Source organism: Paenibacillus sp. HW567 (assembly GCF_000374185.1).
In the GTDB taxonomy this organism is placed as follows: Bacteria; Bacillota; Bacilli; order Paenibacillales; family Paenibacillaceae; genus Paenibacillus_AQ.
In genome coordinates, this window is sequence record NZ_KB910518.1 from 4,333,673 (window position 1) to 4,348,336 (window position 14,664).

Here is a 14,664-nt window from a genome sequence, read left to right on the forward strand (position 1 = left end):
CGGATGTCAACCTCTCATGTTTCGCAGTCTTTTTCTCATGTCCGCTCTTTTTTGGCCTGTTTCCACACTCGATGTTTTGGCGGTATGCTCCTGCAGGTAATCGGATAGCTTTTCAATCGACGTATATTTGAACAGATCCATAATCGGGATGTCCTGGAAAAATTCTTGCTGGATCAACCCTTGCATTTGCACGATTAATAAAGAGTTCCCGCCAATATCAAAAAAGTTATCCTGAATGCCGGCAACAGGGATGCCCAGCAGTTTTCTCCATATCTCGGACAGCTTCTTGTCCGCCTCATTCCGGATTTCCGCTGCATCCATGCTGCCCGCAGTTTCCCTGACAATAAGCGACTCCATGGACCTCCAGTCCATTTTTCCGTTTGGCGTGAGCAGAAATTGCTCCACATGGAAAAATTGAGCGGGGATCATATACTCAGGAAGCCTTTGTCTTACAGCCTCCTTTAACTGGTTCTGCGGAATCGGTTGGCCGCCGGTATAAAGGCAGATAATTTTGTTGGTTTCCCCATCCTTCACAGTCGTTACAGCCATCTGCTGCAGACTCGTCAGCTCTCTTAATGCCTGCTCAATTTCTCCAAGCTCAATACGATATCCCCTTACTTTGACCAATTGGTCTCTTCTGCCGGTGAACTCCACATTCCCTTCCGGCAAATATCTTCCCAAATCGCCCGTCCTGTAGTAGATTTGCCCATTGTTCTGTGGGATAAAGGCCATCCTCGTCTTTTCTTCATCGTTGTAATATCCTTGAGCCACATTGTTCCCGGCGATATATATTTCCCCGACGACCCCCTGCGGACAAACGTTGCCATACTGATCCAGGATGATTAGCTGATTGTTGGCAATCGGCCTGCCGATAAGCATGATGTGATGCGACTCATCCGTCTCCGGAGCCAGAATATAGCTGGAGACCCATATCGTCGCCTCCGTCGGACCATACATGTTGCGGATCTCCGCTTGCGGAAAGGTTACGCGAAGGCTTTGGGCCAGCGAAGTACTCCATGCTTCCCCGCCCAGCATTAAGTGCCTAAGCTGATGTAATACCGGCGATTGCCCGGCCCGGCCCTGATTGTGCCTGATATATGTCATAAGCTGAACCATCAGGCTGGGAACGGAATGCCAGATTGTGATTTGGTTAGCTTCCATATAAGCCAGCAAGCGTTCGGTATCCTTCAGATGTTCCTTGGCTGCAATGCATAACCGGGCACCGCTTAACAACGCAGCGAATATCTCGAACACCGAAATATCGAAGCTGATTGAGGTTACCAGCAGAAGTGCATCCCCGGGCTGAAGCTGCAATTCCCCGATGCTCCATTCCACGAAGTTCAAGACATTGGAGTGGGTAACCAATACGCCCTTGGGCTTGCCGGTAGAACCCGAGGTGTACATGATATACATCCAATCCGATCCATGGCTTCCAGTACACGGATTGACACAAGACAGCGCTTCCTTGTAATCCGTTAAGTACATCTGGCTTACTGTAGTCTGTTCCTTCACAGGACTCAGGTTGATGACCGAAATCCCTCCATCCTGCGCGAATGCAGCCACACTCTGAAGATAGCGGTTTTCTGTCAGCAGCAGTTTGGCGCCGCTGTGCGCCAGGATATAAGCGATCCTAGCTTCAGGATAACCCGGATCAAGCGGTACATAGGCTCCGCCCGCCTTCAGAACCGCTAATATACCGATGACAGTCCAGCAGCTCCTATCCACAAATATTCCGACTGGGGTATTTCGCTCAACCCCGCTGCCAATCAACATCCAGGCAAGCTGATTGGCCTTCTCGTTCACTTCCCGGAAGCTCATCTGCCTTTCCTCAAAAACTAAAGCGGTGGCTTCCGGATTTTTTTGCACCTGGTCTTCAAAACGTCTGTGAACCGTCTGATCGTCCTCCAGCTCCAACTGCTCCCCTTGAAAGCGGCTTAATAACACGGTTTGTTCCTGACGTCTCAACAAGGTAACCTCTTGGAGAAGACATTCCGGCTTGTCTACAACCTGTCCGATGATATTCAGGAAATATCCGGCAAACGAGGAGATGGTGCCTTCTGAGTACATATCAGAATTGTATTCGAACGAAATCTCTATTTGCTGTTCGGTCTCTTGGGCGAGACAGCTTAATTCGAATGGGCTGATTCCTTCATTTTCCAAATATAGTTTATCATAAAACTGGAAGAGAACATTGTAAATGGGATTTCTGGACAAATCCCGTTCAGGGTTTACTTTTTCCACCAATAAATCAAACGGATATTGGGCATTATCAATGGCCGACCATACCTTTTGCTTCACAGTATCCTGCAATTCCATGAATGTACTGATTCCTTGAAATTGAACACGGATGCACAGGGTATTAATGAATATCCCTGCAACACTCTCCCATTTCTGTTCATTCCTTCCCGAAGTGGGCAAGCCGATAATAATATCCTGCTCCTGCGACAGATTGTGCAATAACAGAAAATACGCGCTTAAGAGAAAATTGTTGGCTGTAATCTGCTGAGTTTCAAGGTGCGCCTTCAGCTTTCTGTACAGTTCGCCGCAAATCGTAAATTTGTGAAAGCTGCCTCTATACGTCTGAACAGCAGCAGCCTTGTGGTCTGAAGGCAAGTTCAACACCGGCAAGGGCTTGGAAAGCTCCTTCAGCCAGAATTGTTCATGCTCCACGAACGCTTCGCTCTCCTCCCATGCTTGTTGTTCTATAATCCAATCAAAGTAATCGCATCCCAGCTCCGGCAGTCTGGGCGGCTGCTGATGCAGGAAGGATTGATACAGGCTAAACAGTTCTCTGTAGTAAATATCTATGCTCCAGCCGTCTGTGAGGATGTGGTGGAAATTGATGTAGAGGCAAGCCCGCTCATCGCTGAGGGTGTACAGATAGATTCTATAAGGCGGCATTTCGAGATTGAACGGTTTCATTTTTTGCTGGTGTATATTCATTCTCACAAATTGCTCCGGATCACTTTGCCCAGCGGCATCAATAATTTGAACGGCCGGCACATACGCTGACAGCGTCTCCTGCACCGGGTTTCCGTCCTTCAATACATATTTTGTGCGCATCATGAGATGTCTGCCGGCCAGGAAAGCAGCCGCCTGCTCAAGCAGTTCCCCGTCTATGGCCATGTCAAAGAAGCGGATAAAGGGTAAGTTGTACGCCACCAGCTCGGGATTCATTTTTTGCAAAAACCAAATACGCCTTTGCGCGTGTGACAAGGGCATACTTGTCCGGGCGGACTTCACCTCCTGCTTAGTCACGGCCCCGGCCTCAGTTCTCGTGCTCAGCTTCTGCTCTACCAGATTCCCCAGAGATGATACCGTCAGATGGGTGAATACATCCTGAATAGTCATGGCTACACGGTACTGCTCATGGATTCGGTTCGCCATCTTGATTCCCATGATCGACGTGCCGCCAAGCTCATAGAAATTATCTTGAATATCAATGCTTGGCATCTGGAACAGGTTGCCCCAGATCCGGGCTATTTGCCGCTCAATCTCCGTATAGATATGATCTGCCCTTCCGGTTAGGCGGACATTGATTTCAGCTTCCGGAAACTTGATCTGCGCTCTGATTGCAGGGGCGAGTTCAACCGGCAAAGGACGGTTCCAGAACAGGTCATTATTGAACTGGATGCTGCCGACCACAATGTTATTTATTTGTGTGCTTAGGATTTGGTCAAAGGCATGAAGCGCGTGGCGGGGCAGAATTGAGCGAAAGGCAACCTCCAGGCTGCCGCCCGTATTCTTCGCCATGCCGGTGTTCCTCCATGTCGTCCAGTTGATCGAAATTATGCGGGTATGCCCGGTCGGCACACCGGAAAACGCGTCCAAATAGCTGTTCCCCGCCACATAATCTCCTAAATATATGCCCCCCACTACAGAAGCGATGGATGAAAACAACAGAAAAAAATCGGGCGGGTTCTCACGGGTCAACTGATACAGATAATGGGTTCCTTTGATTTTGGCGGCGACGGAGGCTGCAAATAGCTCCCGATCCTTCTCAACCAGCAGACCGCTGCCCGGAAGGCCCGCCGCGTGGATAATTCCGTCTATTTTCCCAAGCTGACTTGTGATTCTGCTGATAACCGGCGATAATTCGTCCAGCTTGGCAACGTCCGCACTGTATGTGTATAGCTCTGAACCGTTGCGCTCCAGATGCTTCAGACTGCGGATCAGCTCCACTCTCCCGTCCGGCTCCTGAGCCGATTGGATCAGCTCTTCCCAGGTTTCGCGCGCAGGAAGCCCGGAACGGCTGATTAATACAAGCTTCACTGGGTGGTGCAGAGCGATATGCCGCGCCAGCTCCAAGCCGATCCCGCCCGTTCCCCCGGTTATGACATATACGCCCTGCTCCTTAAAGCCTGTCGCAGAATGTTCGAAAGCGTCCAGATCAACAGGCGTTAATTGCGGGTAATACTTTCTTCCTTCCCGAATCGCAACTTGGTAGTATTCCGATTCGCTAAATACCTCTTCGGCGAGTTCACGGACCGATGTTGATTCACCGCAATCAATGCATCTGCAGCGGAGTCCGCCGTATTCCTCGGAAATGACTTTCCCCATCCCGTAAAGCGATGCGAAGCATGGATAAATCTTCTGGTCTGAAGGCATAACCTTCTGACCGTTCTTTCCGGCTATAATAACCTCTGTCAGGTCCGTCTCCTGCTTGAGCCATGCCTTCGTCAGACACAGCAGCGGATATAATGTATGGGTTAATTGCTCCTCTATATCCCCGTTGCTCCCGATATCAGAGTCATCCAATCCGGCTGCAAAAAGAATTTTGCTTATCTTCACGGAGCCTATATCGTTCATCAATCGGCAGAAGTCTGCTTCCGTTCCATTTACACCGTATAGTGTCGGGCTCTCCCTGGAGTACGCTGCCGCAAGCCGGGCATGAATGACGTGCGGGGTGTGCAGGGAGATTTCATCCGCCAGCGCCTGGCCCCAATCTGCCGGACCTGTGAATACAAGGATTGCCGCTTCGCTCGTATGCAGCGGCTGAGAGGGTTCTATGTTTACGGGCAGCCATTGAATATTGTGGTAGAGCTGGGACTGCGGCGCTTCTTCGTTCGGGTTGGACGTATCCTGCAGATCGGGCTGCTTCTGAGCTGCAAAACCCGATTTGGCAACTGCGGTTGGCCATAGCTTGATCTTCTCAAAGGGATAACCGGGCAGATTCAGCTTTTGCCGCTTCTGGGGGTATAAAGCTGCCCAATCCACGGATAATCCGCAGATATATCGCTCAGCCAGCCTTTTATACGTTAATTTTAAATTCCGGCGGTTAATCTCGAACGCATCCGCAGCAGCTAACGCAGCTTCTGTCATGACATTGCCGCTTATATAGATGCCATCTTCGCCCGATAAGCCGGTTCGGGATACATCCGCATTTGCCAACTGCTTCATGAACTCGTCTCTGGTAGCAAACACGAACGCAGCCCTGCTCTCAGCTTGACCTCTGCCGGTATTGGCCGTATAGCAAAGATCCTCGAGATCCACTGAATCATCGGCTTGTAAAAAGGCGTGATACGCTTGGATTAATCGTCTCAGGCCATGTGCTGATCCTGCGGACATAGTTAAGAAATAGAACGGAGGCGGCCCTTCCGATTCCTGATGCTTCATCTCTGGAGCTTCCTCCACCACTACATGGCAGTTCGTACCGCTGAAGCCGAAGGAATTGATGCCGGCCCGCAGCAGCGTATCTCTTCGTTCCCAGTCTTTCACCTCCGTATTCACATAGATCGCAGAGTGCTCGGCGTCAATAAAGGGATTGGGGGACTGATAGTTCAAGGATGGAGGGATTTTTTTATGCTGCAACGACAATATGACCTTGAGCAATGACGCTAAACCTGAGGCAGCCACTGTATGTCCAATATTGGTTTTGACCGAACCAATGCCACAAATATGAGGAACATCCGTATATTTTTTAAATGCATCGTTTATCGCCTGCAATTCAATGGAGTCCCCCAGCAGTGTACCTGTACCGTGGGCTTCCACATAAGAAATCGAGAGCGGATTAATCCCCGCCTTCTCCCAGGTGCGGATGAATAACCCTGTCTCTGCCTCCGGGTTTGGAGCGGTTAAGCCATTGGAGGCCCCGTCGGCATTGACTCCGCTTGCCTTAATAACGGCATAGACGGGGTCCCGATCCTTCAACGCCTTCTCTAATGGCTTAACAAGCAGGGCTGTGATGCCTTCGCTCCAAACCGTCCCGTCGGCATCCTTGTCGAACGCCTTCACCTTTCCAAGGGAGGTCTCCAGATCCGCTAATTTCCCTGCTGCTTGCGGAATAACCATAAGGTTGACACCGCCAACCAGTGCCGTCTCACATTCCTTGTTCGCTAAGGCCAAGCAGGCTTGGTGTAATGCCACCAAGCCGGATGAGCAAGCTGTATTTACAACAATGGCGGGTCCACGAAGGTCCAGAAAGTAGGAGAGCCGATTGGCTAACAGACCTACCAAAGAACCCGTCAACGAAGAGATATCCTCCTGCTCGAGCAAAGCGCGGTAGTGGGACTGATAAGCCGTTTCCAATCCTACAAAAACGCCTGTGTTCGAATGCTTCAGCTTATCTCCGCCATATCCTGCGTCTTCCATCGCATGGTATGCCGTCTCCAGGAACAGTCTTTGATAAGGCTCCATCGCCATGGCTTCCTTCTCGCTGATCCGAAAAAACGGATGGTCAAAGTGGGCGATTTGCTCCAGATAGCCTGCTTGATGATTGGACTGTGCAAGCAGCTCCTCTAGTTCCGGGATAAACGGGGAGAGGTCCTGCAACCGTTCCTCCGGAAACGCTCCGATGCTGTTGATCTTCCCCAGCAAATTTCCCCAAAATTGCCGGGGGGTATCGGCTCCGGGAACACGGCACGCAATCCCGATCACAGCAATATCCTGCCGCTTCACATCTGAGGAGCGGTTGACCTTTTCCAGAATAGCTACAGCCATTTCCTGATTCAGGTATCCTGATTTTAACAACTGTAAAATGTGATCATTGATCTCTTTACGGTTAATCATCCTCATCCCCCAACTCGTTGTTATCCAGGTACTGCAATATATTCTCTATCGACACCTTCCCCTCGACAAACCCGGACAGCTTATCATTGAGCTCAATTCGCTGTAAGTCCCTCGGGCCTGCTTCCTGCGGCAATTCGCTGGGGCTATGCTTCTGCTCCAGGTATTCCGCCATTTGGGCAATGGAGGGATATGCAAACAAGGTCGCAATGTTGACACAACCAGGATAGACGTCATCCATTTCCCTGACTAGGCTTGTAGCCAGTATCGAGTTTCCGCCTGTTTCCTGAAAAGGCAGATACACATTGACCTCAGCTACTCCCAGCACCCTTTGCCATATCGCTGCCAGCGAGGTTTCATACGAATTGTAGCTGTGATTATTTCTGCCTTTTAAAATAGGCCCGATGGGTGATACGTTTATAGCTGCTTTGGCTTCAGGAAGGAAGTCTCCCGTTCCCCTGGCAATCATCTGCGGCGGGACGGCAAAAGGCAACGAGTGGCCGCCTCCCTGGAAATAGAGCTCATTGATTTCACCGACAATAATCCGGGAGAGCTTCATCTGCAAAACAGCATCCAGGATGCTGATCGCCTGCTCCTCAGTCAATCCCAGGAAGGGAGAGCGCCCCTCCTGAATATCATATTTCAGGGTCATGCCGACTTCCTTCCATGCAGGCCAATTGACGGTAACACTCCTGCGGTTATTCGCTTGCCTGTAGTCGCTGAACCCATCCAGGTATGCATTGGCAGCCGTGTAATCCGCCTGGCCCAGCCCTCCCAGCAGGCTCGTAACCGAGGAAAACAGTACAAAATAGTCCAGGTTATCCTGAGCCGTATACTGATCCAATAACCAGGTTCCTGTTACTTTTGGAGCAAGCACCCGCTTTAACTCCCGCTTCTCTTTGTTAATCAGCAGCCCTTCCCCGGCAATGCCCGCGCAATGGAATAGACCATGAATCCGTCCATATTTCGTGCGGATGGCCTGCAATACACCTTGCAATTCATTAGGATCGGCAATGTCTACGGTATACAAATCCACCTCAGACCCGTTAGCTTCGATCCGGCGAATCCTTTCGATTTGGCTTGGGCCGGGCGGCAGCGTTCCCCTGTTCAACAGACAGAGATGAACCCGTTGCTTCCCTGATAGATAATGGGCAACCGCCAGTCCGATACCGCCAAGCCCTCCGGTTACGACATAGACGCCATTTTCTTGTAAGGACACACCGCCCGCTTCCGCAGCTCCCGGCAGCCGCTCTTCGAAATGTTCGATATAGCGGGTGTTGTCCCGGTAGGCCACTTGGAAATCCGCCGTGCCGGACCATATCTCTTCCCAGACAGTTGCTGGATCTGTAGCATTGTCGATATCAATACAGCGGCAGTTGAATTGCAGGTATTCCTGGGGAATCACTTTAGCCATACCGAACAGGACCGCATGATGCGGGTTCAGCACCGGTTCATACCGGCTCACCCTAAACGTATGGTCGGCAACGAAGATCAGGTTCAGCTCTTGATGATACTGCCCGTTCAGCAGCTCCGTTACCAAATGATAGAGGTTATAGACACCCCTGTTCTCTGCGGCATGGAGGTCCTCTATCCCGGCAATGCTTTCGTCGGCAAGGCTCAGGCAGTGAATAATATTCCGGACCCCTCTATTGGAAAGCTCTCTCAGCAAAAGAGGGTATTCTTCGCCCGACCTGATGCTGTACCGATTAGCAGCGATTTGGTGATAATGGGTTCCCGGAGTGACCTCAATGAGTTCAATCTCTTGCTTTCGCAATTCGCGAAGCAGAGCCTTGCTCTTGGTTCCGGTTCCCCCTATGAACAGCCAAGCACCTTCGTTCGGCTTGGTCCCTCCGGTTTTTTCTCTATAATCGGGCAGCCATTGCAATTGATAGTGTTTCCCTGAAGTGTTCGACAGCTTCCGGCTGTGGTCGCCAATCCAATGACGAACAGATTCATAGGCATAGGCCGGCAGTTCGGTCAGCCGGTAAGGCTTGCCCTGATATAGACGATTCCAGTTGATATCCGCTCCATCCGTGTACAATCGCGCGATTTTGTGCACATTGTCCGCAGCGAACAACGTCTCTTCAACGCTCCATTCATCAATCAGGCTCTCTGCCAGCCTGTTTAATTTGAGCTTATCCTCCTCAAGCAGCCCCTCTTCGTCATAAGCCTTCCGGTCATATCTAATCCTGCTGGCCTTGTAATAGATTCTCTGATCGTGATCCGCCGCTTGCGGGAGGCCCGCCTCTTGCAGATATTTGAACTTGGCGCGCAGCTCGTTGCCGGTCCGGAACAGGATCACGATTCGATGCTCATAATGGCCCCGGCTGGTGTTGGCGGTGAAGCAAAGATTTGGCAAATCCAGCGTGACTGATTCGTTGATCTTAAGAATGTAACGCTTGATTAATGCTCTCAAGGCGGCTTCCGTCTTCGCTGACAACGCCAGAATATACCAATCCTGCTTCTCCTCCTGCGGATCGCTGAAGGCCGGAGGCTCCTCCAGCAGGATATGGCAGTTCGTCCCGCTAAATCCAAATGAGCTGATGCCACATCTGCGAGGTGTGGACGAGCCGCTCCAATCCTGAAGCTTGTCATTGACATAGACAGGAGAATCGGCAAATTCTATAAATGGATTCGGATTCTTGAACTGTAGTACCGGAGGCAATTGCTTATGCTTGAACGCCAGAATCATTTTGATGACTGACGCCATCCCTGAGGCACCGACCAAATGACCGATGTTGGCTTTCACGGTGCCTGCGGCACAGAATTGCTTTTTATTCGTGAACCGCCTGAAGGCATTGGTAATCCCTTTGATTTCAATGGGGTCCCCCAATGGGGTTCCGGTTGCGTGGGCCTCGATATAAGAGATCGTTTCAGGATCAATGTTGGCCGCTTTCCAGGCGGCGACCAGTACTTTCTCCTGCGCTTCGGCATTCGGTGCAGTTATACCGTTGGACGTTCCGTTGTTGTTCATCTCCGAACCCTTGATTACGGCATGAATTACATGGTGGTCTTGCACCGCTTCGTTCATCCGCTTCAGGATAATCGTCCCTGCGCCCTCGCCCCACATTGTCCCGTTAGCCTCGGCATCGAAAGGACGGATCATTTCATCAACAGAATCTATGAGAGAGTTATGCTGGGTAGGAAGATACGCCAGCGATACACCTGCCACAATCGCGATATCAATCTGTCCCTGCTTCAGGGCCTGCGTCGCCAGACATATTGCGGTCAGACTGGAAGAACATGCTGTATCCACAACCAGGCAAGGACCATTCAAGTTAAGATAATAAGCGATTCTGCTGGCCAGAATGCCAGTCGAGCCTGAAGTCACTTTCAAGGGGTCCAGGATATCCACCCTGTTGTTATACTCATTCCGTCCGGTGGTATCCTTTCCGACATACACGCCGGTTCGCGTACCCGATAGGATTCGGCCGCCCAGACCGCTGTGTTCGGCAGCCTGATACACATTCTCCAGCAGCAGCCGTTGCTCGGGGTCCATCAATGCTCCTTCTTTAGGTGAAATGCGGAAAAAGGCGGAATCAAACCGGTCAATCTCCTCCAAATACCCCCCCTGGCAATACGCATTGTCCCCGGGACTGATCTGGTGTGCAGCCAGGTAACTGTCGGTATCCTGTCTTCTTGACTCGGGAAATGGCCGGATGGCGTTGACTCCTGAAGTCAGATTGCGCCAGAATTGTTCGGCATCATCTGCCATTGGGAACTTGCAGGCGTATCCAATAATGGCATACTCATCGCTCTTGGCGGGGTGAGGGCGCTCGCCGGATGAAGTTTCAGTCCATTCTGCCAGCAGCCTTTTTGCCTCTTCTTTGGAATATTTACTCCCCTTGAACCCTTCCAGAATACTATCCAGATTAAGCGCAGCAGGCTGACTGATCTGTTGGCTGTCCAGATAACCGGCCATTTCATGGATGGTTGGATATCTGTAAATATCCGTAACGTCAAGCGTGCCGGGATGACGCTCGTTCCAGCGCTTGTGCAGATGCGCGGCATGAATGGAGTCCCCGCCCAACTGATGAAAAGAATCGAACACGCTGATCGAGGCGAGTCCAAGAATATCCGCCCATACCTGAGCCAATTCCCGGTGGGTGGCTGTATAACCTTCCGACTCCTTCACGGTGACTTGCGTCTGCCGGATCGGCTGCTCCTCCCGGTGCGGCTTGGTGAACAGAGTCTGTCTGATCTCATCCGCCAGCCGGAAGGGCCATACGTTCTCCAATTCAAGCAGCTTGTTCCGAACATTGAGCTTGCCGACGATGGTCCGAAACATCCGGTGGCGGATAACCAGATCCAGCGCTTGCAATGCCTGGTGGGTGGGCAGGAACTCAAAAAAATGCTTGTCCTCCTGCAGGGAAAGCTTGGACGCGGTCGCTTCCCAGGTGGACCAGTTTATGACCATCACGTTCGGCCCTTGCAGCTTGAGGGTTTCTGCCAGGCCATCCACAAAAGCATTGCCCGCCGTGTAGGCAAGCGAGCCTCTTCCCCCGGTAATGCTGACAGCCGAAGAAAACAAGAGGGTAAATCCGGTATTCATGGGCTGGGTAAGCGTGTATACCAGCCAGCTTCCATAGGTTTTCACCGCATGTCTTTGTTCAAATTCCTGCTCACTCATCCCAAAATTCTCGATGTCCCCTACTCCAACTCCGGCACAATGGAACACGCCGTTGATGCTCCCGTGCTGCTCCCTGACCCGTTGGACGGTCCGCCGGAGCTGAGCTTCGTCGCAAATATCTACACAATGGTAATCCAGCGTAAAGCCCAGAGCTTCAATTGCCAGAATGCCATTGATTTTTTTCAGCAGCCGTTGATCTTCATTTTTTACAATGATTGATTGCCAGGATTCTCTGTCAGGAATAGCCGTTCTTCCCAGGACGATCAGCTTCACTCTGTTCTTCTGGCTCAGATACTTGCAGACCTCTAATCCCAGGAGCCCCAAGCCGCCGGTAATCAGGAAAGTGTCTCCTGCTTCTATGCCCGGCGCCTCGCCGGCCTGCTGCGCACTATCCGCCCTCTTGATGACTTCAACGTACCGGCGGCCATGACGCAGCGCAACCGAGTAGTCGGCAGATGGCACTTCCAGCTCTACCAGAAGTGAATCCATATCTACAGGCTCATGGCTGATGTCAATATGCCGCACATGGAAGGCACGATTCTCGTGCAGAATGGATTTCCCTATTCCGTAGAGCGTGTGGCCGAATGGGTCAGACACCGTATCCCTTGGCTGCAGAACATGGGCATTTTTTGTAATCAAGGCAAGGTCCAGATTCTTATTAAGGCTACCGGCGGCCTGCAGGGCTTTCACCAAATACAGCAGATTCATCACTGTCTGATTGAAGGCAGCCTTGAAATCCTCCAAAGAATCCGGCAGCCCGGCCCGGAAAGGCGCTGCATACAGAATTTGCTCAACGGCCCAAATATCCAGCTCCCCGCAGAGTGCGGTGAAATCTTCAACCGAATTGGATACACAATAATGCGCGGCGTTTATTTTTTGATAGGGTTTACCGATTTCTACAAGGATGCAGCCTTCTCCCCGGAGGGTCCCAAGAAGCTGAGTCTCCCATAGGGCTGTATCTGTCTCATGCACAATCAGCAGGACGTTATCACGGGCAGCCCGCGTGACTGCAGTTTGCCTGTTCTCTTCTACCCATTCAGCCGTATAATACAGTTCATCCTGGAATACCTCTTCCCCCTTGACTTCCGCCGGCCAGTATTTCGTCCGTTCCAGAACATTGCCGGGCATAGCCAGTTTTCGGCAGTTAGGGTAGAGCAGTCGCCAATCAATGCTGGCGCCCTTGATGTACAGGCGGGCAACCTGCTCCCAGAGCATTTCATTGTCTGCCTTCTTTTGCAGCAGCTCCTTAATCACTTCGTTTGCGACTTTATCCAGTGCGATTTTTTCGCCTTCTCTAATCTCCCAAGCTTCTATCAGCGATTTAGAATCCGGCACCACTTCATGGGTTTGACAACTGATGCCGGGATAATTGTTCCACAGCGATAGATCCTGTATCTCCTTAATGATCTTCAGCTTGGCCAGCAAATCTTCATAGCTGCTGAACGTAATAGCCGCCCGGCTTCTAAAATGATTGCGGAATAAGCTTGCTGTGCAGCACAGATCAGCCAGATTCACCCTGCGGTTCGTGAGCAGGAAATGTTGCAGGCTCTGCACAACCTCTAAGAGCTTCCGGCCGCTTCTAGCAGAAAAAGTCAGCAGGAATACGTTATTCTCTGCCTTTGGTTCGGATACAGGCACCGGTGGCTCTTCAAGCAAAACATGGCAATTCGTACCGCTGAATCCGAACGAGTTAATCCCTATCCGAATCGGGTGGTTCCGCTTCTCCAGCTTGCTCCGCTGATCGTTGATGAATACGGCTGAATTAACCAGGTTGATATACGGACTGGGCGTCTGAAAATGCAGCGAGGCCGGAATTTCCCCATGCTGCAGCATCAATACGGCTTTTATCAGGGAAATAATCCCGGAAGCCCCAACCAAATGGCCGATATTGGTTTTTACCGAACCCACACCGCAGAACTGCTTCTTGGAGGTGAACACTTGAAAAGCATTGATTATCGAATTCAATTCGATCGAATCTCCCAAGACCGTTCCCGTCCCGTGAGTCTCGATATAACGTATCGTTTCAGGGTTGATTTGCGCCTGCTTCCATACCTTTTTCAACAGCTCTTCCTGTGCTTCTCCATTCGGTGCGGTGATGCCTTTGGAAAGGCCGTCGTTGTTGATTCCGCTGCCTTTGATGACCGCATAAATTACATCCTTATCTGCAACTGCCTTGGACAGCGGCTTCAAAAGCACCCCACCGCAGCCTTCGCCCCAAACCGTGCCCCCTGCATCTTTGTCAAAGGCCCGAATCATTTCCTCAGCGGACTCAACTTGATCCAGTGATGCGTCTTCCTTGACGGGGGGAAAATAAAAAAGGCCGCTAATGCCGCCTACAAATGCCATATCACATTCATTTCTGCGTAAAGAATCACAAGCAAAATGAAGTCCAACCAGCCCGGAGGAGCAAGAGGTATCAAACACCACGCTTGGCCCCTTCAGGTTATAGACATAGGAGATTCTGCTTGCCAATATCCCCGGCCAGCCCCCTGTTAGACGAAAGATATCGGGTGCGGCATAGTTGCGGTACTCCGTCCCTGTTACGTGGTCCCGCCCGATAAAAACCCCGGTTTTGGAGCCAAGAATATCCTGAGTCTCATAGCCTGCATTGACTAATGTGTCATAAGCAACTTCAAGCATGATCCGTTGGTATGGCTCCATTGATAAGGCTTCCTTAGGCGAAATGCGAAACATCTCTGCATCAAAAAAACTGATCTCGTCCAAATACCCGCCTTTCTTGAAGCGCCCGCCTGTCACATGTCCGCCGGGTGCCAGGGCCTGTCCATCGCGAACCCGCTCTTCAGGAAAGGTATCTAAACAATCTCTGCCGGAATAGAGATTCTCCCAGAACTGCTCTACCCTATCAGCCTTTGGAAATCTCCCGGAGATTCCGACAACCGCAATCTCCTCGCTCTTAGGCTCATTTCCATTTTGCAGGTATGTGATGTACTCCGTCGCTTCCCTGGCAGTCAGCTTCTTGGATGCAACAAGCTCGTAGATGTACTTTTTCAATTTGTCCATCAGTTAAC

The 14,664-nt window shown here is 51.1% G+C and carries 2 protein-coding genes; both read right to left on the reverse strand.

The annotated features are described in order from the left end of the window. Positions 1–6 precede the first annotated feature (6 nt). The gene (locus tag B212_RS0119375; protein WP_019912665.1) at positions 7–7,008 is read right to left on the reverse strand and encodes a non-ribosomal peptide synthetase; all 7,002 of its coding nucleotides are present in this window, start codon (positions 7,006–7,008) and stop codon (positions 7–9) included. Beyond that, complete coding sequence (locus B212_RS0119380) at positions 7,001–14,656, reverse strand: SDR family NAD(P)-dependent oxidoreductase (RefSeq protein WP_019912666.1); 7,656 nt, start codon at positions 14,654–14,656, stop codon at positions 7,001–7,003. Before B212_RS0119380 ends, B212_RS0119375 begins: the two co-directional genes overlap by 8 nt. Between the last annotated feature and the right edge of the window lie 8 nt (positions 14,657–14,664).